Annotated in this window: 21 protein-coding genes and 4 pseudogenes; 14 read left to right on the top strand and 11 right to left on the bottom strand. The window is 68.4% G+C overall.

Annotated elements, in window-relative coordinates:
- Positions 1-380 precede the first annotated feature (380 nt).
- Positions 381-521: a hypothetical protein gene (locus AC07C1_RS38410; RefSeq protein ID WP_478946770.1), complete on the top strand. Its 141-nt coding sequence runs from the start codon at positions 381-383 to the stop codon at positions 519-521.
- A gap of 247 nt (positions 522-768) precedes the next feature.
- On the opposite strand, the gene AC07C1_RS38405 is transcribed toward AC07C1_RS38410, so the two are convergent.
- The 4 genes from AC07C1_RS38405 to AC07C1_RS38390 all read right to left on the bottom strand — a co-directional run bounded on the left by AC07C1_RS38405 (position 769) and on the right by AC07C1_RS38390 (position 5,952).
- Positions 769-1,062: a hypothetical protein gene (locus AC07C1_RS38405; RefSeq protein WP_478946769.1), complete on the bottom strand. Its 294-nt coding sequence runs from the start codon at positions 1,060-1,062 to the stop codon at positions 769-771.
- Between the two features lie 725 nt (positions 1,063-1,787).
- Complete coding sequence (locus AC07C1_RS38400) at positions 1,788-3,773, bottom strand: glycoside hydrolase (RefSeq protein ID WP_478946768.1); 1,986 nt, start codon at positions 3,771-3,773, stop codon at positions 1,788-1,790.
- A gap of 23 nt (positions 3,774-3,796) precedes the next feature.
- Complete coding sequence (locus tag AC07C1_RS38395; protein WP_478946767.1) at positions 3,797-5,242, bottom strand: sensor histidine kinase; 1,446 nt, start codon at positions 5,240-5,242, stop codon at positions 3,797-3,799.
- Entirely contained in the window at positions 5,239-5,952 is a 714-nt protein-coding gene (locus tag AC07C1_RS38390) for a response regulator transcription factor (RefSeq protein ID WP_478946766.1), read from the bottom strand. The genes AC07C1_RS38395 and AC07C1_RS38390 overlap by 4 nt, the downstream gene beginning before the upstream one ends.
- 516 nt (positions 5,953-6,468) lie before the next feature.
- Here AC07C1_RS38390 and AC07C1_RS38385 point away from each other — a divergent pair.
- Positions 6,469-6,633, top strand: a pseudogene (locus tag AC07C1_RS38385) (transposase); the annotation flags it as partial.
- Between the two features lie 51 nt (positions 6,634-6,684).
- Here the strand turns inward: AC07C1_RS38385 and AC07C1_RS38380 are convergent.
- Positions 6,685-7,425 (bottom strand): class I SAM-dependent methyltransferase, encoded by a 741-nt coding sequence (locus tag AC07C1_RS38380; protein WP_478946765.1) that lies wholly within the window; start codon positions 7,423-7,425, stop codon positions 6,685-6,687.
- Between the two features lie 194 nt (positions 7,426-7,619).
- Between AC07C1_RS38380 and AC07C1_RS38375 the strand changes: the two are divergent.
- Positions 7,620-7,859 (top strand): annotated as a pseudogene (locus AC07C1_RS38375) (helix-turn-helix domain-containing protein); the annotation flags it as partial.
- Between the two features lie 192 nt (positions 7,860-8,051).
- Here the strand turns inward: AC07C1_RS38375 and AC07C1_RS38370 are convergent.
- Positions 8,052-8,777, bottom strand: coding sequence for an SDR family NAD(P)-dependent oxidoreductase (locus AC07C1_RS38370; RefSeq protein WP_478946772.1), 726 nt, complete (start codon positions 8,775-8,777; stop codon positions 8,052-8,054).
- A gap of 17 nt (positions 8,778-8,794) precedes the next feature.
- On the opposite strand from AC07C1_RS38370, the gene AC07C1_RS38365 reads away from it, so the two are divergent.
- The 4 genes from AC07C1_RS38365 (at position 8,795) to AC07C1_RS38350 (ending at position 11,161) form a co-directional block, all read left to right on the top strand.
- Entirely contained in the window at positions 8,795-9,112 is a 318-nt protein-coding gene (locus tag AC07C1_RS38365; protein ID WP_478946771.1) for a transposase, read from the top strand.
- Positions 9,016-9,693, top strand: coding sequence for an IS5 family transposase (locus AC07C1_RS38360; protein ID WP_478946764.1), 678 nt, complete (start codon positions 9,016-9,018; stop codon positions 9,691-9,693). The genes AC07C1_RS38365 and AC07C1_RS38360 overlap by 97 nt, the downstream gene beginning before the upstream one ends.
- A 25-nt stretch (positions 9,694-9,718) precedes the next feature.
- Positions 9,719-10,378, top strand: coding sequence for an SMI1/KNR4 family protein (locus tag AC07C1_RS38355; protein ID WP_478946763.1), 660 nt, complete (start codon positions 9,719-9,721; stop codon positions 10,376-10,378).
- Positions 10,379-10,639: 261 nt separating this feature from the next.
- Positions 10,640-11,161, top strand: coding sequence for a nuclear transport factor 2 family protein (locus AC07C1_RS38350; RefSeq protein ID WP_478946762.1), 522 nt, complete (start codon positions 10,640-10,642; stop codon positions 11,159-11,161).
- Positions 11,162-11,844: 683 nt separating this feature from the next.
- Here the strand turns inward: AC07C1_RS38350 and AC07C1_RS38345 are convergent.
- A complete protein-coding gene (locus AC07C1_RS38345) occupies positions 11,845-12,546 on the bottom strand; it encodes a 2-phosphosulfolactate phosphatase (RefSeq protein ID WP_478946761.1) in 702 nt (233 codons plus the stop codon).
- 333 nt (positions 12,547-12,879) lie between these two features.
- Positions 12,880-13,089: a hypothetical protein gene (locus AC07C1_RS38340; RefSeq protein WP_478946760.1), complete on the bottom strand. Its 210-nt coding sequence runs from the start codon at positions 13,087-13,089 to the stop codon at positions 12,880-12,882.
- A gap of 735 nt (positions 13,090-13,824) precedes the next feature.
- On the opposite strand from AC07C1_RS38340, the gene AC07C1_RS38335 reads away from it, so the two are divergent.
- Positions 13,825-14,625 (top strand): transposase, encoded by an 801-nt coding sequence (locus AC07C1_RS38335; protein ID WP_478946759.1) that lies wholly within the window; start codon positions 13,825-13,827, stop codon positions 14,623-14,625.
- A gap of 248 nt (positions 14,626-14,873) precedes the next feature.
- The gene (locus AC07C1_RS38330) at positions 14,874-15,242 is read left to right on the top strand and encodes a transposase (protein ID WP_478946758.1); all 369 of its coding nucleotides are present in this window, start codon (positions 14,874-14,876) and stop codon (positions 15,240-15,242) included.
- Positions 15,243-15,271: 29 nt separating this feature from the next.
- Here AC07C1_RS38330 and AC07C1_RS38325 read toward each other — a convergent pair whose 3' ends face one another.
- Together AC07C1_RS38325 and AC07C1_RS38320 are read right to left on the bottom strand one after the other, a co-directional pair.
- Complete coding sequence (locus AC07C1_RS38325) at positions 15,272-15,775, bottom strand: hypothetical protein (protein ID WP_478946757.1); 504 nt, start codon at positions 15,773-15,775, stop codon at positions 15,272-15,274.
- A 206-nt stretch (positions 15,776-15,981) separates the two neighbouring features.
- Entirely contained in the window at positions 15,982-16,581 is a 600-nt protein-coding gene (locus AC07C1_RS38320) for a TetR/AcrR family transcriptional regulator (protein ID WP_478946756.1), read from the bottom strand.
- A 106-nt stretch (positions 16,582-16,687) separates the two neighbouring features.
- Between AC07C1_RS38320 and AC07C1_RS38315 the strand changes: the two genes are divergently transcribed.
- Entirely contained in the window at positions 16,688-17,536 is an 849-nt protein-coding gene (locus tag AC07C1_RS38315) for an alpha/beta fold hydrolase (protein WP_478946755.1), read from the top strand.
- A 19-nt stretch (positions 17,537-17,555) separates the two neighbouring features.
- Here AC07C1_RS38315 and AC07C1_RS38310 read toward each other — a convergent pair whose 3' ends face one another.
- On the bottom strand, positions 17,556-17,690 hold the full coding sequence (locus AC07C1_RS38310) for a DUF6207 family protein (protein ID WP_478946754.1): 135 nt from the start codon (positions 17,688-17,690) through the stop codon (positions 17,556-17,558).
- 633 nt (positions 17,691-18,323) lie between these two features.
- On the opposite strand from AC07C1_RS38310, the gene AC07C1_RS38305 reads away from it, so the two are divergent.
- From AC07C1_RS38305 to AC07C1_RS38290, 4 genes and pseudogenes are all read left to right on the top strand, one after another.
- Complete coding sequence (locus tag AC07C1_RS38305; protein ID WP_478946753.1) at positions 18,324-18,566, top strand: DUF5302 domain-containing protein; 243 nt, start codon at positions 18,324-18,326, stop codon at positions 18,564-18,566.
- A 298-nt stretch (positions 18,567-18,864) separates the two neighbouring features.
- Positions 18,865-18,996 (top strand): annotated as a pseudogene (locus AC07C1_RS38300) (replication-relaxation family protein); the annotation flags it as partial.
- A 77-nt stretch (positions 18,997-19,073) separates the two neighbouring features.
- Complete coding sequence (locus AC07C1_RS38295) at positions 19,074-19,319, top strand: hypothetical protein (RefSeq protein ID WP_478946773.1); 246 nt, start codon at positions 19,074-19,076, stop codon at positions 19,317-19,319.
- A 632-nt stretch (positions 19,320-19,951) separates the two neighbouring features.
- A pseudogene (locus AC07C1_RS38290) lies at positions 19,952-20,375 on the top strand (transposase); the annotation flags it as partial.
- Positions 20,376-20,776: the final 401 nt, after the last annotated feature.

Genomic DNA, 20,776 nt, shown 5'->3' with positions numbered 1-20,776 from the left:
TGAGTTGCGTACGTGTCACACCCAGCGTCCTACCAGGTCCCACCCCCGCATGGGACCAGAACCCGAGAATGATCACGACCTCACACAGGCCCTAGATCACTGGCGGGTGTCGATGAGATATGCCTATCTCATCGACCAGTTGAACTCTGCCCTGCGCCGTCCCGGCATGTTCTCACAGCATGACGCGGCCCTGCGGATGCTGATGGATCACCTGCTGTTCGTGGAACGCCAGCCCGAGGCATTGGCTGAAGAGGAGCGCGCCGGGGCGAGTCGAGGGGCCTGGACCAGCACCGGTGCCGGCTGGCGAATTTCACGCTCTGCGGGCCAGAGTGCGCCCGTGGGCGCAGGCGGACCGCTCGTGGGCAGATGTCATCTCCGAGTTGGGCCACCCGTCCATCCTGTGCGGAGAGACCAGTCCGCTGTACAGCAAGACGCTCGGCTACCTGGGCGAGAACCCCGACGAGCCCATGGTGTTCTTCCATCTCTGGAATGGCAGCACCCCGGCCCCCGAGTCCACGTAGCCCGAGCTTGAGGAACCTGTTCTGCTTGCTGTCCGCTTCGGAGACGCGCCTTTCGACGAAGCCTTCATCTTCACCCCCGAGGGGCAACGAAAGCGGCCCGAGCCCGAATCGCTCGGCCGCTGAGCGCCCAAGAGGTATGCAAGATCAGCAGGACGGACCTTCGCAATCCCTGGTTTTCCCAAACCCGCACCGGCCTGCGGTAGGGACGCCCGTTGCGGGGGTTGCCGGCCACGAGCGCCCCCTCAGCTCACGGCTGCATGGTCTCCAGGTCCTTCAGGCCCTCCTTGGTGGCGTCGTCGATCTGCTTCTGCATGATCTCGGTGGCGTACTTCTGGATGGTCTCGTCGTCCACACCGTTGCACGCGTCGGGCCGATCGTCGGGGGTGGCCTCGCTGCCGGCCTTCACTGCGTCGGCGAACTGCTTGGTCATGGCGGCCTTGCACGCGGCAGGGTCGCCCTTGGCGTCGCTGGAGCTGCTGCAGGCAGTGAGGGCGGCGGTGAGGGCGAGCAGGGCGGTGCAGGCGGCTGTACGGGCGTTCATGGTCTCCCCCGGGGTGGCTTTAGTGCTGAGGAAGCATCATCAGCCGCGTTGGGGCGCTGTGGAGTCGCTGTGGCCGTGTTGTGACCGTACTGGTGCGACAACGGCGAAACCCCGACGGAGCGTCTGCGCATCGGGGTTTCGGGTGAGTCTGTGGTCCGGGTGAGGGCACAGTTGCGTTGTCTGTTCTGACGCGTCCGGCCGCAGGCGGAGGTGTCTTACGAGGAACCGTGCGGGCGGCCCGCCTCTCCGTGCCTGGGCAGCTTTCTGGTTCGAAATACTGGGATGACCCTTGCCCGGCAGCGGACGACTGCCCCGCCGCTGGGCAGCCTGGCACCAGGTAGTGACAGACGTCCACGCCTCCTACCGGCCGGGCTCTCCTCCGCCCGGCGCCCGGCCCACGGCGACTCGGCGGGCGCTGGCGGCCAACCCGCCGGTCGGCTCCCTCACCACCTGCTGTCACGTCACCGCCGGAGCGGCCCGGGCGGAGGGGGACACCGGCTCCCCTGCCGCTGGGATCGTTCGGAATGCGGCCGGGCTGTCGGGGCGGCCTGTACCAGAGCGCACAGCCAAAGGGCCGCCCCCAACCCCGCCGTGCTGACACAGCAGAGCAGCAACGACGGTATCCGCAGGACTGAGCGTCCGCGGGTGTGCCGGCTCGCCGTCACCGAGGCCGCTCGGTCGGCCACGGCCCGCACAGGACTGCGGGCCCGTGACCAGAGCGCCTCTCACAGCCCGGCCGGACAGAGCCGTCGCGGCTTGCCTCCGTGGACCACCGCGTCGACGCAGCCTCCCGGCAGCCCGTTGTGAGCCGTGGTGGAGAAGTTGGCGGTGACGGTCAGCGCGTGGTCGCCGAAGGTTGTCCGCTGCACCAGACCGTCGGACGTCAGCCGGCGGAAGCCGGTCATCGGCTCGGTCATCGCCGTCTTGTGCAGCGGCTCGAAGTACCGCTGCAACCGGGCGATCTGCCGGCCGTGTTGATCGAGTTCGGACTGGCTCAGCACGAGGTTGAGGGGCACGTTGTAGAGCATCGCCAGCAGGGCTCGGGTGCGGCTCTGGTCCGGCAGCTTCGACCAGGACAGCTCCCAGCGTTCGGTACTGATGACGGAGTCGTGCAGCACCGTCTGGTAGAGCGGCACCCGGTACCTCGGGTCGTACATCGTCTTCGCGACGTCGGCCGGGAGGTGGACCGGCTTGAAGAAGACCGCGGGCGCGGTGCCCGGCGCGTATCCGCCCCAGTTCTGCCGGTCCCGCTCCAGCGCCCACAGTCGGTCGTCGACGGGGGTGCCGGAGCCGTGGCTGAAGGACAGCACCCCGTTCGCCCAGGAACCGGCGCTCTCCGAGCCCAGCACCAGCTTGCGGTCGCCCGACAGCCACGCCATGCGCCGCAGCCGGTTCCGGCGGTCCTGTGCCTGGGTCATCGGGTGCGCCGGTGAGTGGTCGGTGAACAGCTCACCGTCCGCGTCGACGTCCAGGAAGTAACTGTCGGCGCCCGACGCGGTCATCTCCCGGGTGCGGTCGGCCAGATGGTGCCGGGACGGTTCGGCGCGCCGAAGTGCCTCGGAGCTCACATAGCAGCCTCGGCCGCCGAAACCGGTGACGATCCTGCCGTCGGCTCGGTGCACACAGGCGTCCTGCCACACCGGGGCGGGCCATTTCGACACCGGGGTGTCGGCCGTGGCGGGATCCTGCGCGTTGGCCCAGGAGTCGTACGGTCCGACCAGGTAGCCGGCCCGCTCGGCGAGGGTTGTCGCCTCACGGCTCATGGGGGAGCCGTCGGCATCGTAGCCGAGCCACATCCGGTCGATGCCGAACTCCCGCAGCCGCCGTACGCCCTCGGTGGTGCGCGCCTGGCCCCAGGCGTAGGCGTGGAAGGCGCCCGCCAGCTTGCCGACCTCGGGATTCCGGGCGATCTTCGTACGCAGCGTCGTGATGCCGCCATGGCGGAGCAGCCACGCGCGGTAGTCCTGTGCCGCGGCCACCGGCGAGCCGTCGGTGAGCGCGAACGTCACCGAGTACTTGCCCGTGCCGTCCCGCGACGAGAACGCGTGCTCGGTCTCGGTGTGCAGACGACCGCGGTTGGAGACGAACTTCAGCGTGGTCCCGATGTCGGTCTCGGCGATATAACTCACACCGTGCCGCCCGGACAGGCTGGTTCCCCAGAACGGCATGGTCAGGCCGTCCGCCATGCCCGCCTCCGATCCGGCCAGCCCCGCCGAGTCGCTGTTCCACCACCGGTCGGCGACCGGCACGGACAAGCCCTCACCGCGCGGGATCTGCAACTCCTTCGTGGCCGGGTCGGTTGCCGTGACCGGCCAGCTCAGGGTGGCCTGCCGAGTGGAGCGCACGGTCACCGCGAGCCTGCCGTCCTGCGCGGACGCGGTGACCGCGAGCCCCTTCGCCGGGTAACGCCAGGTGGCCGTCGCGCCGTGCACCGTAACCTTCCCGGCGGGGCCCAGGGAGCCCGCCGCGGGTGCGGAGAGCTGCCAGGCCGAGCCGTCGTCGGCCTGAGCACGCACGGCCAGCGAGCCGACGTCCAGCACCGCTCGTCCCCCGGCAACCCGTACGGCGACCTGGTTCCCTCGCACGTCGACCCGTGCGCGGTCCGTGCCGGTGCCGAACGCGGTGGCAGCGCCGACCACACCGATCACCGTGAGCGCACCGCTCAGCGCGACGGCCTTGTTCTTGGTCCTCTTGAGCTTCCTCGTCTTCACGGTCGGCAGTGTGCTGAGGAGGACTAAGAACTTTGTGAGAACTCCGGCCCTGCCGGTGACGGGACGCGGAGGCGGAAGAGGGCTCCGCGGCCGGGGGCGTGCTCGACGGTGAGGTCGGCGTGGTGCGCGCGGGCGATCTGGCGGGCCATGGCCAGCCCCAGGCCGGAACCGGGCAGGGCGCGGGCCGAGCGGGCGCGGTAGAAGCGGTCGAAGACGTACGGCAGGTCCTCCTCGGTGATGCCCGGTCCGTGGTCGCGGACGACAAGGTCCAGCCGACCGGAATGGGTGAGCGTCACCTCGACGGGGCGGCCGGGCGGGCTGAACTTCGCCGCGTTGTCGAGGAGGCTGGACAGCAGGCGGGAGAGCCGGGCCGGAACGCCCGCGATCGTCGCGGTGTTCGCGTCCTGATCCACGCAGAACTCGAAAGGCACGTTCGGCCAGTGGTCGCGGGCCGCTTCGACGGCCTGGGCCGCGACCGAGGCCAGGCGTACGTCCTCGACGAGCGGATCGGGTTCCTCCTCGCGGGCCAGCTCGATCAGATCGTTGACCAGCAGTGTGACCTCACGCAGCTGGCGGCCGAGCGCCCCGGCCGCCCGCTCGCGCTGGGCGTCGCTGAGGCGGGCGGAACGGGCGAGCAGCTCGGCGTTGGTGCGCAGCGCGGTGAGCGGGGTGCGCAGCTCGTGCGAGGCGTCGGCGACCAGGCGGCGCTGGGCGGTGACGGACTTCTCCAGTTCGCCGAGCATGGTGTTGAAGGAGGCCGCGAGCCGGGTCATCTCGCCCTCGCGGCGCGCGCGTTGCGGCGGCAGCTCGATCCGGTGCCGGGCATCGCGGGTGGTGGCGATCCGCTCGGCCATCGCGGTGAGGCGGCTGACGGGGGCGAGGCCCGTGCGCGAGACCCAGGAGCCGAGAACACCGGCCAGCACCACCCCGACCGCGCCGACGGCGGCGAGCAGGCCGGCGGCCTGCCGCACCCCCGCGTCGACGGTGTCGGAGCGCACCGCCACCTGAAGGGCACGGCCCTCACCCAAGGGCGTGGTGAGCATCCGGGCACGGTGGCCCGCAAGACGGATTTCGCTGTAGTACGGGCCGTGCGTCCCGGCGGCGACCTGGCGGGTGCCGCCGGTCACGGGCAGCAGATAGGGCTTGGCGGGGTCGTCGCCGGGCCGCGCGGGCACCATCTGGGCACAGGCCGGTGCGGCGAGGTACCTGCACTCGCCCTGCAGCACGCCCAGAGGTTCGCGCCGGTACTGCTGCGCGTCCAGCCGGGCGGACTGGGTCAGGTGCAGGTCGAGCTGGTGCAGCAGCTGGTGACGGATCACCAGGAAGGCCGCTGCGCACATGCCGACGACCACGGCTGCGACAGCGCAGGACGCCGCGAGGGTCAGCCGGGTGCGCAGCGGTCGGCGGCGTGGCCAGCGGGCGTGTGAGCGCCCGCCCTCCCGCGGTGCGCGCCCGCGTACGCCGCTCACGGCAGATCCAGCCGATAACCGACACCGTGGACGGTGTGCACGAGCCGTGACTCGCCCCCGGCCTCCGGCTTGCGCCGCAGATAGCCGATGTACACGGCCAGGGAATTCGATGCGTGGCCGAAGTCGCGGCCCCACACCCGCTCCTGCATCGTCTCCCTCGGCAGCACCTGTCCGGGATGCCGCAGCAGCAGTTCCAGCAGCGAGAACTCGGTCCGGCTGAACTCGACGGTGCGGGGTCCGCGCCGCCCGGTCCGGGTGGCCGGATCCAACACGAGATCGGCGAACGCCAGCTGCTCGGATCCGGCTACCGGTCCCGCGGGCGCGCTGCGGCGCAGCAGCGCCCGGACCCGTGCCAGCAGCTCGTCCAGGGCAAAAGGCTTGACGAGATAGTCGTCCGCACCCGCGTCGAGGCCGTCCACCCGTTCACTCACCGAGTCCAGGGCCGTCAGCACCAGTACGGGGGTGCGGTCCCCCAGGGCCCGGAGCCGACGGCAGACCGCGAGGCCGTCGAGGCCCGGCATCATCACGTCGAGCACCAGGGCGTCGGGCTCCCAGTCGCCGACCGCCGCCAGCGCCGCCGAGCCGTCCCCGACCGCGCGTACGTCGTAGCCCTCGACGGCGAGTCCGTCCAGCACGGCGTCGCACACCTCGGGCTCGTCGTCCACGACCAGAATTTTCGGCGCTCTCAGGTAGCCGCCAGCAGTACTCATGGAGAACAGCCTGCCAAACCCCGTCTCCCGAACCGTTTTCCAGGCCAATCTTGCCGACCTGACTGACCGCACAGAACGAGTGCGAGGTGGTGGCGGGCTTCGGTGAGCAGGTGACGGCGTGGAAGTGGCGCGAAGTGCACGGGCAGCGCCGCCGCCCAACTGTTGAACGGTCCGACCGCGGAGGAGGCCTCGTAAGGTCGGGCATAGCCAGCAGACGCCTATCGCCTGTCGTTGTCGCGCTGACGGCGGCGCGACGCGGGGCCCGGCCGACGCGCAGCGGCGGCGAACGTGGTGTGCCGGGGACGTAGCTCCTGGACGGACTGGCGGTCCGGGCAGGAGTGCGGGTATTACTGCGGATCAGGCCGGCCACATGGGAAGAATCTTCTCCCCCTTGGGCCCGGTCCACGACTGGGCGAGTTCGGCCAGGAGCTGGTTGGTGGAGGTGACGGTGGCTCCCCCCTGTCTCCATGCGACGCAGGGCGACCTCGCTGGTGTCGACCTCATTAGTCAGGGCTGCGCGGCGGCCGGTGGGCCAGTCATCGCAGGATCATCGACGGGATCCTGTACCGACAGCGCACGGGTGTGCCCTGGCGCCGGGATCTGCCTGCGCGTTTCGGTCCGTGGAAGACCGTGTATGAGCGGCACCAGCGCTGGTCGGCGGATGGCACGTGGGACAGGATCTTCTGGGGCCAACCGGGGAGGGGATACCTCCACGTCTCGGTGCGGCGGTGCCTACGGTTTGTGGGTTACCCAGAGCATTTCTGCCGGCCAGCGGTGTGCCCAGTCAGGCGGGTCGGTTTGGTTGTAGCCGTTGGCTGTTCCGGGTTCGGGCCGCGGCTCGATGAGGTCGTCGATGACGAGACCTGCGCCGCGCAGGACCTTGATCCAGTCGCCGTAGGTGCGCTGATAGCTGACCGCGCCCTGGTCTTCGGCGATGGTGTCCAGCCCGAAGTAGTCCTGGTGCAGCGTCGTGGTTACGCGGCTGGCGGCTTCGTCGTAGCAGGCTTCGAACCATGGGCTGGCGACGTTGAACACCAGGCGCCCACCGCGGCGCAGGATGCGTGCGGCCTGCGGGACGGCCAGGTGCGGGGGCGCCCAGCTAAGCCCGCCGTAGTCACAGAACACCAGGTCGAAGCTGTCGGCGGCGAACGGGAGGTGTTCGGCGGCGCCTTGCACCAGCGGGTAGCGGGCCGCTCCCATCGCGCGAGCTGCCGCGGCGAGCTGGGCTTCGGACAGGTCGAGCCCGACCACGGTGGCGCCCTCAGCGGCGAGCGCCCTGGACCACTGCCCGGCGCCGCAGCCGAGTTCGAGGACGCGCTTGCCGGTGACGTCGCCCAGGGCGTGCAGGTGCGCGTCGGGGATGGCGTACGTGCCCCACAGCCGGGGCCTTGCGCCGATCTGCGGGTCGTGCTTGTGCTGGTAGGCGCTGCTGATCTGGTTCCAGAACCGCCGGTTGGCAGAAATGCTGTCCACGCGCCGACTCAAGCACTGCCTGCCGTGGGCGGTCAACACGATTGTGCTGCGACCGGGAAGGCTCACCGGTTCACGGGTGTCCTGTCTGGCTGCCGATGCGATCGGGTGGGATCGATCGACCCGATCCCGCGTCAGGAGGCGTGGTGACACCGCGGGTTCAAGTCCGCCGGATCGCCGACTAAGAGGGGCAGAAGCTGCAGCAGATCGTCCGGCGGGGCAGCACGAACAGCGTGCGCTACCGGCGGGCGATGATCCTGCTGGCCTCTGCGGGCGGCAACACCGTCCCGGTCATCGCCCGTCTCGTGGCCGCCGACGAGGACACCGTCCGCGATGTTATCCACCGCTTCAACGAGAACGGCCTGGCCTGCCTGGACCCTCGGTGGGCGGGAGGCCGTCACCGCCTACTCAGCGATGAAGACGAAGCCTTCGTGATGTGGCGCACGAAGGTGAAGGATGTGAGTGCTGTCATGTCTTCGGCACTGTAGGGGACGACGCTGCCGGCGGCTAAGAGCTCGTTACACGATCAGGATCCGGGCTTCTCGAGGCGTGTCCACGCACGCCCGGTCGTTGGCGGTGCGCGCCCCGAAAACGGGATTTCCTTCGGGGCGCGCGGCAGGGGTTCGGGTTCAGGCGTTGTAGCCGCCGTGGGCGTCCAGCACCGCGCCCGTGAGGTACGACGCGGCGGGGCTCGCCAGGAAGGCGATCGCCGCGGCGATTTCTTCGGGGTGACCCATGCGTTGCAGGGACAGCGAGCTGACCAGGGCCTTGAGGGTCTCGGGGGCCGGCGGTTGCATGCCGCCCTCCATCAGTCCGGCTTCCACGACGTTGGCCGTGATGTCCCGGGGCCCGAGGTCGCGTGCGACGCCCATGGTGTACCTCTCGATCCCTGACTTGGTCGCCGAGTAGTCGGCAAGGCCGGGGGCGCCGACCCGGGAGCCCAGTCCGGAACTCACCGTGATGATGCGGCCGCCCGTGCGCAGCACTCGGGAGGCGGCCCGGATGACGGCGATCACGCCGAGGTAGTTGGTGGCGTGCATCCGGTCCGGTGCGGCGGTGTCGGCGTCCGGGTCGTCCACCGTGCGGCCCTGCTCCACCGAGATCGCCGCGTTGTTGACGAGGATGTCCAGGCCGCCGAAGTGCGCGACCACGTCGTCGATCAGCGCCGGCGCCCGGCTCGTGTCTGCCTGGTCGGACTTGAAGGCGATGGCCTTCGCCCCCTTGCCGTGCACCTCGTCGACGACGGCCTGCGCCTGCTTCTCGGAGCTGACGTAGGTGAAGGCGACGTCGGCGCCCTGCTCGGCCAGCAGTCGTACGGTCGCGGCTCCCAGTCCGCGCGACCCCCCGGTGACCAGGGCGACCTTGCCCGTGAGTGGCCTGCTCGGTGGCGGACCGGCTGTGTCTGCAGGGCATCCTGTACATCCTGCACGACGACATAGCCTGGCAACTCCTGGCGCTGGAGCTGGGGTTCGGTTCCGGACAGGCCTGTTGGCGGCGCCTGGAGCGGTGGCAGCAGGCTGGGGTCTTCGACCAACTGCACCGCATCGTGCTCGCCGAGCTGAACGCGGCCGGCGAACTCGACTGGTCCCGCGCGTGCGTGGACGGCTCCCACATCCGCGCGAAAAAGGGGGCGCCGACACTGGTCCGTCGCCGGTCGACCGACGGAAGACGGGCAGCAAACACCACCTGATCTGCGACGGACGCGGCACACCGTTCAAGGTCGTCACCACCGCGGCCAACGTCAACGACGTTACCCAGACCCTCGCACTGGTCGATGGCATCCCGCCCGTGGCCGGACGACCCGGCCGCCCGCGCCGTCGCCCCGACTCACTCCTCGGTGACAAGGGATACGACTCCGATCCCAACCGGCGGGAGCTGCGCAAGCGGCGGATCTTGCCAGTCATCTCCCGCAAGGGCGCCCCGAACATCAAGGGCCTGGGCAAACTCCGCTACGTCGTGGAGCAGACCTCCGCCCTGCTCCACCAGTTCAAACGCCTTGCCGTCCGTTGGGAACGCCGAACCGAACTCCACGATGCCTTCGTCTCGTTGGCCTGCAGTCTCATCTGCTGGAGAACGAGACCGGCAGCATGCTCTGACTGTGGGTCGCGGTCGCCGGCCTCGGCGGGAATGTCGGTGAGGTCGCCAGTGCGCGGTTCTCACCCTCTGCATTCGGTGGTCGCCCGATCGGCTCCCCATGTGGACCGGGTTCCCAGCGCCGCCGACCTGGCTACCCCGAGCAACAGTGTCAGTCCGCACACCTATGGTTACTGACCACCTACTCAAGGGGGACTCCGCCATGGGCATTCATCCTGACGTGGCCGTACTGCTCGATCTTGTGCCGGCAGACTTGGCCGGTGGCGAGCGGATCGACTGGAATGCGGCCGAAGCTTCGCTGGGCACCAAGCTGCCGAGTGACTACAAGGCTCTTCTGGACACGTACGGCGTGGGCGATATCGGACAGCTCGTCATTCTGCCTCCGCTCCCGAGTGACGTGCGTGGGTGGGAAGCGTGTCACATCGGAAGCATGACAGTCGGACTACGTGTGCTCTGGGATGAGGACGCAGGCGTCCCGGGCGTAACGCTTGGTGCCGATGCCGTTCTGCCCTGGGGCTCTGGGATGAATGCCAACGAGATGGCTTGGCTCATGAACGACCCCGATCCGGACACGTGGCCTGTCGTGGCCTGGCGTCGGCACCACTCGTGGGGCGAGTCGCCTTGGGCCTTGTTCGACTGCGGCATGGTCCAGTTCCTCACCCGCATGATGCTGGGCCGGTTCGACGCCTGCCCACTCGGTGATGCTTCCCTCTGGAAGCGGACAGACACTTTCGTCAGCTGGCGCGAGCAGCGTCGACGGCTTGTGGCCGGGTTGGACCCGCGAACCGGTGAGCCCGACCCCTATGCCGACATGTACCCCATCACTGATGACGAGGACTTGTCCGGGCGGTCACGTTCGTAGCCAAATGACGAGGGCTGCCGCTGTCGCCGTGCCGAGGAAGACATGATGGAGCGTCGTTCGATGACATCCGGCGGCGCGTTACCCGCGCCGAAGCTCCAGGTGGTGCTCCAGAGGCCCGTCACTCCGGTGCGTCCAAGGGGGTGCAAGGTGGCCTTGACGTCACCTCAGGGCGTGCGGTGGGCCATGGAGTTGCGTGGTCCACGGAGCGGCCGAGGGCTGGCCTCGACCGACGCGTGCCTACCGAAGTGGCAGGAGTTAGCGATGAGTTTGAGCCCCGACTACCGCCTGGAGATCCACGACGTGATCGCACTCCATGGTCACCTGAGTGACGGCGGCGTCTATGAACGCTTCGACGAAATATGCACGCCCGATCTCGTGGTTGACGCCAGAGATCTTGGTCTCGCTCTACTGCCTGCATCCGACCAGTCCCGGCCGCGCCTCGATGTGTACATCGCAGCTGCCCATCGTCACGGGCCCGACGGCCCACTGGCCCACCATGTGACCAACGTCATCGTCTGCGAGGTCGGCGACAGCGCCCGGGCATGGTCGAAGGGCTTCGCCTTGAACCAGGACGGTTCGGTTGCCAGCTTCACCTACGAAGATCAGCTCGTGCGTACGGGTCAGGGCTGGCGCATCAGACACCGAAAGGTCTCAGGTCGTCGTGAGGCTGGTCGCGGGGTCGAACCACTTGTTCTGCCCGCCTGGGCATGGCGGCTGACGTGTCGATCGGATCGCCATGCGCTCCGCGTACCACATCGCACAAGTCGCTCGTCTGGCCGCTGAACCTGCGCCGGTGCACTTCACTCCGCGCGACTTCCGCCGGCTGTTCGCGACGGACGCGGTCAGCAACCGGCTCCCGGTTGCCACAACGCGGCAGCATTGCTCGGGCACCTCAACCTGGACGCGACACGCGGCTGCACGACCGTGTTCCCCGAGCACTTGATCAAGGCGCACCAGAGCTTCGTCGAACGACGTCGTCAGCCGCGGTCGGTCGGCGAGGACCGCGTAGCCGACGCTCAGGAGTGGACAGAGCTGGAATAGCACTTCCTGCTGCGTCGCGTCGCGCTCGGGGACTGCCGCCGCCCGTCCGGAACGCCGTGCGTGCACGAGCACGCGTGCATCCGATGCCGCTTGCTACGCGTCGCCCCGGCCCATCTCGCCGGTTGGAGGAGATGACCGACAACGCTGAGTGGCGGCTGACCGAGGCCAGCAGAAGGCATGGCTGGGCGAGGTCGCCGCTCCTGAAAGGAGCCTCAAGCACCTACGCCGGCGCAGGGAAGGGGCTTGGTGCCTGCAAGCTGATGACGTTGAGATCCTTGGCGCTGCCGCGGCTCCTCGAACCTCGACCAACTGATCGACGACTCGGGCGGTCGACAGCCGCCGCGGACCACTCGACAAGTGCAGTGAAGCCGCATACCCGACCGGAGACTGGCTCTCGCCTGGTAAGAGTCGGACCTCATCAGCGATCAGATCGAAGCCTCGTCGGCCGGCGAAGGCGCGGTGCACGGACGGAGGACCATGAGTGAGTCTTCCAAGGTCGCCACCATGGCGAAGGGGAACCGGTCGAGTTCAAGGCAGAGTGCGACGTCATCAGGATGGACTCCTTTACGCACCCCCTCCGCCAGCTCGGCGGCGGCGCGCGACTCGCCGGCACGGCGGAGGAACTCAGCTGCATCCGTCCCAGCCTCGGTGGCCCTCCGAGCGATGTATTGGGCACATGCCAGATCCTCATCGGCGTGCCCATCGTCGCCAGTGACCACGAACGTGACACTGTCGCACTCGCGTGTGCTCAAGAGCCGAGCCGTTGCCTCCGCCACCACGAAGCTGGCGCACAGCACCAGCGACGCCTCCTTGACCGCGAGAGCACCGACCGTCCCTGCCGTGGTTTTCTGCACAACGGTCCGTCCGCCAAGGTCAATGGACCGCAGCAGGCCCGGCGAGTTCACCGTGTCGAACCCGGGCGCGGGCGGACCGTCCTTGATCGCCACCCAATCCGGGTGGCGAGCCTTGAGCGCCAGGGCTTCGTCCAGGGACTCGGCAAGCACGATCTTTTCCGCCTCCTGGGCGAAGGCCCAGGCAGCCACCGTGAAAGCACGCATGACGTCGACTACGACCGCCACGGACGGGGCTTCGACCAGCTCAGCGATGCCAAGGAAACGAACGTCCATCCGGTCATGATCTCGCATGCCCGACCCCAAGCACCCAGACAGTGCTAGGCATCATACCGACGGTCTCGGAACGCATCACCTCCAACGATCGACAACCGGGGCGGTCGACAGCCGCCGCGGACCACGTGACAAGTTCATCCACTCGACTGCGGCCTGTGGGCCCTGTTGTCCGCATCCATCAGTTCAGCGTGACGGCCACAGGCCGGAACGCAGTTGTGTCTCAGGCCCTCTGACGGACGGCCGCGTGCTGCGCCGACGTTCTGGGAGATGTACACCTGTCCGTCCTGTAAGGCGACGAGCATCGCAACCGGGAGCCGTTCCCATGCCGCACGCTTACCAGAGCCCGGCGGGCTCCCTTCCGGCCGCCCGGAGCAGGATGTCCCGTGTGGAACCCATGCCGTACTTGTCGACGTCACTGGAGGGTTCGGCCACGTCCAGCAGCAGGGGCCGGATGTCGAAACCGGCGTCCCGTGCTTGCCCGCACAGATCGTTCAGGTGGACCATCATGTCCCGTGTGTCGCGGCCCTGATCCTTGACCGACATCTCCAGCAGTCGCTGCCGGAAACCCTGGAGCGTGGGCTCGAAGGGCAGCGTCGTCGCCCAGCAGAACGAGTGACATCGTTCCAGGAGCGCGCGTATGGCGGTCAGGATGTCCTCGTCGCCCTCCTCGTACCGAGAGAGCCGTCCCGCAGCGCTACCTCGGCCTCGGGCCGGATCCCCGCCTCATCAAGCGGACGCGGGCCCTCCTGCATCTTCCGGAACCAGTCGGGATCGGTAGGATCCGCCGGCCTCGTCGCGATGGGCTTGATGCACGCATCGATCAATGCGACCCATTCCTCGAACTCCGCCAGTTCCCCCATGGGTCCCTCCCCGTCCGACGGCCGGCGGCATGCCGCGCCCCGTCCTACGCGGCGGGAGGACGGGGTCGTAGGAGCATAGGGCGCCACGGACCCGGCCCGCGGACGAAACCCACGTCCTGCGCTACCCATCGAGTTCAGCCCTGGCCGCAGTTCCGTGAATCCCCATGTCAGCGAGGGGAACGAGGGATCGTTTCGGCAGGGTGTTACCTGCCATGGTGAGCAAGACGGTCGAGGCTGTGCTGTTTCCCGGGATCGATGTGCGAGTGGATCGCGTCCGCGACTCCACCGACGTCCTTGTGGTGGTGGCGGTGTCCACCGCTCACCCGGGCCGGTGCCCGGACTGACGGAACAGGCGAGGCGTATACCCAGCACGTACCAACGCACCCTGGGCAAAAGGCCGTTGGTCTCTCGGCGGGTCATGGTCCGGCTGCGGGTCCGCCGGTACTTCTGTGACCGGAAGAGTCGTTCCCGCAAGACGTTCGTCGAGCAGGTGCCGGGCCTGTTCGAGTGGGACCACCGCCGCTCCAGCACCGGGCTGACAGGCTGGCTGCGGTCGATCGCGATCGAACTCGGCGGCCGTCCGGCCGCTCGGTTATGCCGCTGCCTGCGGCTGGTCGCAGGCCGGACCCGGCTGCTCAGGCTGTTGACGGCGCCAAGGGTGCCGGACCGTGCGCCGCGGGTGCTGGGGATGGTGCTGGGGGTGGACGAGTTAGCCTTCCGCAAAGGCTGCACCTACGGCCCCGTGCTGGTCGACGTCGAGGCCGTCCGGGTCGTGGACGTGCTGCCCGACCGCACCTCCGAAACGTTCGCGGCCTGGCTCACCGAGCATCCTGGAGCCGAGACCATCTGCCGGGACCGGGCCAGCGCCTGCACAAAGGCGGTCAATGAAGCCGCCCCTCATGCCCTGGAAGTCGCTGTTCGCTGGCATCTGCTGCAGAACCTGTCCGCCGCGGTGGAGAAGACTTGCCAACAACACCGCGACTGCCTGAGCCAACGTGCCGAGGAGGAGACGGTGACCGAGGCGCCAAAGCCGCCCCGATGCTGTTACCGCCCGCGGAACTGCCCCGTACCCAGATCATCGAACGCACCCGCCACGGCTACGAGGACATCCACCGCCTGCTGGAGAAACGCTGGACGGTCAGCGCCATCGCCCGACGTCTCAACCTCGACCGCAGGACCGTGCGCCGCTTCCGTGACACCGACCTCGACGAGCTGCTGACCTCTCTCTCTCCCCCCCCCCCCCCCGCGAACGCCGCCCCAACGGCGTCCTGGAGCCGTTCAAGGCATACCTCACACCCGCTTCACCGAAGCCCAAGGCCAGGTCAGCGGCACAAGCCTGTTCCTGGAGATCCAGGCTCGCGGCTACCGCGGCAGCCGCCAGGCCGTCCGCGAACACCTCGCCGCCCTCCGCGTGGGCACCGCCGAACCGGTCCGGACCGACATTTCGATCCCTCGCAAGATCACGTCGTGGTTAAGCGGCCCGGGAGACGCTCACCGAAAGCCAAGACGAGCGACTCGTCCAAGTCCGGCTCGCCTGCCCCGACATCACTCGGGGCCTGCGACCTCGCTCGGGCATTCGCCGGCCTGGTCCGCCACCAGCGCGGATACCTGCTGCTGGAGTGGGACCGGCAGGCCGAGCAGGATGCACCGAAGCCCATGAAGGGCTCCGCCGGCTTCCTCCGCCAGGACCTCGACACTGTCACCGCCGGCCTCACCCTGCCGTGGAGCTCCGGGGTGGTCGAAAGTCATGTGAACCGGGTGAAAACACTCAAGAGAGCCATGTATGGACGAGCCTCATTCGAACTCCTCCGGACCCGCATCCTCACCCAGTCGTGACCTGCATCAACCAGCCCGAAGCACTGCCCTCATTGCCAGAGGTCAGCTCCGTCGCGCCCGCTGGGATCCATTCTCAGGAGGTCTTCATGCAGGCCCGACAAGGCCCGCCCAGTCGGAGAGCCATCTTCGCCCGACTCCATGACCACCCAGCCGGCCTCCACACCCGACACGTTTACATCGCCGCCGGCGTCCAGCTCGTCGAGCGACGCGAACACCGCCTCATAGGCAACGGCTCGGACCAGGCGAACAAGGTCCTCCCGGTCCGCTCCCGCGGCGAGAAGGCGTTGCGCGGCGGACAGTTGATCGAGCGAGCCCGGCTCGGTCCAGCCGTCGATCGCACCGTGCCACAGGCTCCGCAGCAGCACGAATCGCGCGAGCTGCGGAAGGTCTTCCATGACCTCCGACTTGATCAGGTCGACAGGATCGGTCACGCCGAGGGCGCTGAACCGGGCACGCAGCGACTCCGCGGCAGCCCTCCGTGGCAGGTCCAGGCTGTTCAGCCATTCCTGCCATGCTGGTTGAGGATCACTCACCGCAACAGCATGCCCTACGGTCGGGGGACGGGCGATCGGCGCATCTGTCTCTGCTGGCGCACCATGCGCTGTTGTTCACGGAACTGCGGCCAGAGCCTTGAAAACGGGCACCGATGCTCTTCTTCCTCACGTGGTTGCAGGCACAATCAGGGGCGCGTCCGCTTGATGGCCGACGGGCGCTGGGAGGGGCGCACCGAGGGTGACAGTCACTCGCCGGCCAGCGCCGCGCCTACGATCGCCGCGGCCGCTCTGCCCGCCGCGAGCACCGGAGCGGTGCTGCGCGCGGCACGGCCGAGCATGAAGGCGCCCTCGAGCAGCGCGATCACTGAGCTCGCCGTCTCACGCGCGGCCGGCTGTGGGATGCCGCCTGCCGCGTAGTAGGCGGCGAGGCCGTCGATCCAGCTGTCGAAGATCTCCGAGGTGACGAGCCGTAGCTGCTCGTTGGTGCTGGCCACCTCCAGCGCGACGGTGGCGATCGGGCAGGGGTCGGCGAAGTCGAGTTCACTCAGGGTGTCCGCCGCGGCGGTGAAGAAGTCGCCGGTGGCGGCGGCTCTGTCCTCGTGCGGATCCAGGAGCTCGGCGACAAGGCCGAGATAGACGGCTCCCGCGGTGCGGATCACCTCCTCACCCAACTGCGCCTTGCCGCCTGGGAAGAAGTGGTAGATCGACCCGAACGGCGCGCCGGCGGCCTCGGCGATCTGCTTCATGCCCGTCCCGGTGTAGCCCCTGCGCCGGAACAGCTCGGTGCCGGCGGTGACGATGCGCTGCTTGGTGTCTCGCGGGCTGGTGTCCTTGTTGGCGTTCACGGTGGAGCCTCCGAGTGGCGGGGCGTTGTCGGCGTCTGAGGAAGATGCCTATCCTCTCACTAGAACGATCTATCAAGTATCGTGCGACCGAGCCGGAGGCAATGCCATGCCCGAGATCGAGCTGAGCGCAGGGACGATCGATTACCAGGACACGGGCGGTGACGGCCCCGTCGTGGTTCTGGCCCACGGCGTTGGCTTCGACGAGTCGGTCTGGAGCGAGGTCGCCTCCGACCTCCGCCCCGACTTCCGTGTGCTGGTCCCCGTACTGCCGATCGGTAGCCACCGGCGTCCGATGCGGCCGGACGCCGACCTGTCCGCACACGGCATCGCGGCGCTTATGGCCGAGTTCATGGATTGCCTGGACCTCCGTGATGTCACCCTCGTCCAGAACGACACCGGAACGGCTCAACTCCTCGTCGGTGTACAGGACGATCGCATCGCCCGGCTCGTCCTCACTTCCTGCGAGGCCCTGGACAACTACCCACCAGGCATCCAGGGCAGAACACTTCACCGAGCCAGCAGGATTCCCGGAGGTCTCTTCCTCCTCCTCCAGTCCTTCCGCTTCCCGACTCTGGCTCGCATGCAGTCGTCACTCGGCGGGATGGCGAAGAAGCCGCTCCCGAAGGAGCTGATCGCCCGCTGGTACGGCCCGCTGCTGAGCAGCCGCGGTATCCGGCGCGACTTCGCCAAGTTCTGCCGCAGCGCGGACCGGGACTGCTATCTGAAGGCCGCCGCGAACCTGCCTTCCTTCACTCGCCCCGCACTGGTCGCCTGGGGCGCCGAAGACCGCATGATGCCGCCCGCCACGGGGCGCCGCCTCGCGGAACTGTTGCCGAACGCGCGCTACGTGGACATACCCGATGCCCGCACCCTCGTCCAGTTCGACAACCCTGCCGCCCTCACCACGGAGCTCCGCCGCTTCATCAAGGAACACCCGCTGCCCGGAGAGAGCTGAGCGGGGCCGTCAGGGGAGGTCAGCGCCGTGTCAGGGAAGTGCTGCTGTGTGGCCCGGAGTCGGTGTTGAGCGGCTGGCGCAGGTCCAGGTGACAGCGCAGCCGTACTCCGGGCTGCCCAGGGTCCCGTCTGGTGTGTTCGGCTGTCGCGGTCACCCACGAGGGCCTGTCCGGCCGATCATGTGACTGCTCCGCGCCCTGGTCGTTGATGTGGCAGTTCGTGAGCCTGATGCGATCCGCTCTGCCCGACTCCCCAATGATCCCGCGCCTGAGCAGGTCGAGGCATGGGGGGAGCTCGCCGAACTCTGCCAGAACGCAGACTTCCGTATCGCATTACGCCGCACAGCTGAGGACCAGGTGCAAGAGACGTCTCAGCAGGGCGTCAGTGCCCTGCACGACGCTGTCAACCAAGCGATGCGTGAGCGAATCGAGGAAGCCGTATCCGCCGGCATCCTCCCGTCCTTTGCCAAAGATGCATCCCGTGCCGACGCACTGGGCGGACTCTACGGCCACGCTTTCGAGCGTGCTGACCACGGCGATCTGCGCCGCCGGCTCCTCGCTCGCCTTGGGTTGAGGACGTCGCAGCCGCGCTTGCGATACAGCGCCTCCGTCTGTACGGAGAAGATGTGCTGCATGTCCTCGAAGCCCAGGAACTGACCCTCGAGAGGCGTGCGGGCCGCCTGGGGGTCATGCACAGCAGGGGATGCGAGTTCTCTGGCACGGAGGCGCATCGGGCGGTGCTTGGCATGACAAGCTGTGCTTCCCACTGTCCGAACCCAGGAGGTCACCATGACCGCAGAGTCTTCACCGCAGGAAGGTTCGGAGTCGGCCGACATCGAGAGCCCTCCGCTGGCGCCCGACGAAGACGGGCACTACGACCTGAAGGGAAAGTTTCGCGAGGCCCTGGCGCGCAAGCGCGGCATGCAGGCGGAGGCCGCGGACCTCTCGGAGAACACCAACGCGTCGAAGGTCCGCGGTGCTCAGGGCCCGGCTGCGAGCCAGCGGTCGTTCCGACGAAAGAGCGGCGGCTGAGTTCAAACCGGCAGTGCCCCTCCCGTAGCCGCTTGCACCGGTAGCGTCCGGTCGCGCCGGTACTGCGGGTCGGCTTGCCGTACGTGACTATGGCGGCTGATGCGGTTCGGTGCGCACCGCTGCATGCCGGCAGCACACCCGGGGGCCCCGGCACACCCGTCGGGGCCCTCGGCCAGTCACGATCATCTGCTCAGGCGGCGGTTGTGGGGGAGACCGTCGAACAAGGCCCGTAACGCACCGGTCCGCCGCAGGCGGTCCTCGCCAGCGGCCGTAAGTACCTGATCGACTGGCAGGTGGAGTGAACCATGCCATCAAGGAGACCGGCCTGAGCTTCAACACCGACGCCATCCTCGCCGTGCCGACCAAGACAAGCGTGGTCCGCCTCCTTGAGATCGACAACGGCACCCTGTCCCAGGCCCGCCTCGCACGTGAGGTCTGGGACTACGAGCACTACGCCGGGCACCGCGTCTGGGAGGGAGCCCGCGGCACCGACGGCGCCACGTTCCCGTGCTCGCAGCGCCACCGCTGCACACGCTCCCAGCGCTTCCCGAGGCTGCACTCTTCCTGGCGGGCAAGGAGGAGTACCTGCTCGACAACCGCCGCCAAGCGCTCACCGCCGCCGTGCATGGCGTCACCATCGCGCTGTGGGTGAACACCCTGCCCCGGCTCCAGCGCGGCGAGCCCTGGTACGAGATCGGCGTCGACGACCCGGACCGGCGCCGCCGGCGCCAGCCCGAGCCCGCAAGCCGCTGAAGGACCGGACAGCCCTGCCGAGACGACGGCGCTCCCTCACCCAATAGCCGTGGGGGAGCGTCGTCGTTCGCGCCGCGCCGGTCAGTCCGGGGCGGCCTGCTTCGCCAGTGCGGCGAGCGGGGAGCGGAGGGCGCTGGTCTGGCGTTCTGGTGGCTCCAGCAGCGAACTGCCCGGCCTTCCCTGCAAGGCGGGGCAGGCCCACGCCCCTTCGCGGCCACCCACCGCCCAGCACGGCCCCACGGGGTCACCGACTGGGCCACCTCCACCGCGCCCTCAGGAGCCGCGCCTACATCAGGCACTGCGTCCAGGCCTGCACGACGACAGCCGGTCAAATCCGGGGGGCGACACGTACCCTTCGGCGAACTCAGCAAAAGCCGCTTCGCCCGCTGGCTCCTGCAGCACAGCCAACGTGCCGGCTACGACACCAACGCAGCCGTCACCCAGATGACGATCCTCGTGCTGACTGGCCATCGCCCCGTCCGACGGCCTCGACACCACCGCGACCACACGCATCGCCGACGCCCTCGCCGTCACACATCCACCTGGACGAACTGGCCCGACGTCATTGACCGAGGCCGACGATTCAGGTGGAGGACTCCGCGGCAAAAAGGTGGCGGTACGGCCCTGCCCTGGTTGACCTGTCGCGTGCGGTCCTCGATTCAGCCCACGTGAGGGCTAAAAAAAAGGGGGGCGAACTTGCAGGTCCGAGCCCCGTGGAGCGGGGTAAGCCCGGTTTCCAAGATGCATGTCCTGTCCGACGCGAACGGACTGCCCCTACGGGGCGGGCTCTCCGCGGCCAACACCCACGCCAGCTTCGCCCTGAAGCCGATGCTGTCCCATTTCCAAATGGGACACGAATCCCACGCGGCCGACTCCAAACCCGTGCGCCTTCATGCAGACAAGGCGTACGACATCCCTCACCTGCGGCGATGACTATGGGGCAAACGCATCGGAGTGCGCATCGCCCGCAAGGGCATCGACTCCAGCGAGCGACTCGGCCGACGCGGGTGGGTCATTGAACGCACCATGTCCTGGCTGACCGGCTACCGCCGCCTCAGGGCTGCTGTCTCCGCGAGCCAACTCACGTGGTGAAGTGCGCTGGATGGCTGCGCGAGCGGCACCGGGACTGGACGGCGGATCGACGAGTGATCGTCTCAGTTCATCGGGCTTCAAGCAGCTCGGCTTACGGCTGGAACCCGGCCCGCTGACAGAGCGGGATGCTCCGGTCGGACGGCCAGACGATGAGTGTCCAGGCCCAGGTTCTGAGCGGGCAACCTCAGAGCTTCGAGCAGGGCCGCCCCGAACCCGCTGTTGCGCCGGGAAGGGACGACATAGAAGTTCGTGACATAACCGACGGGCGTGTTGTCCTCGTAAGGTTCGGGCACTCGTTCTACCAGGAGCTTTAACCGCCTGTCAGGCGAATTGCCCATCGTCTGCCGATCCGCGATGTTGTGCCG

Source organism: Streptomyces sp. NPDC045022 (assembly GCF_056432605.1).
This window is presented reverse-complemented; position numbering and strand designations above follow the sequence as displayed.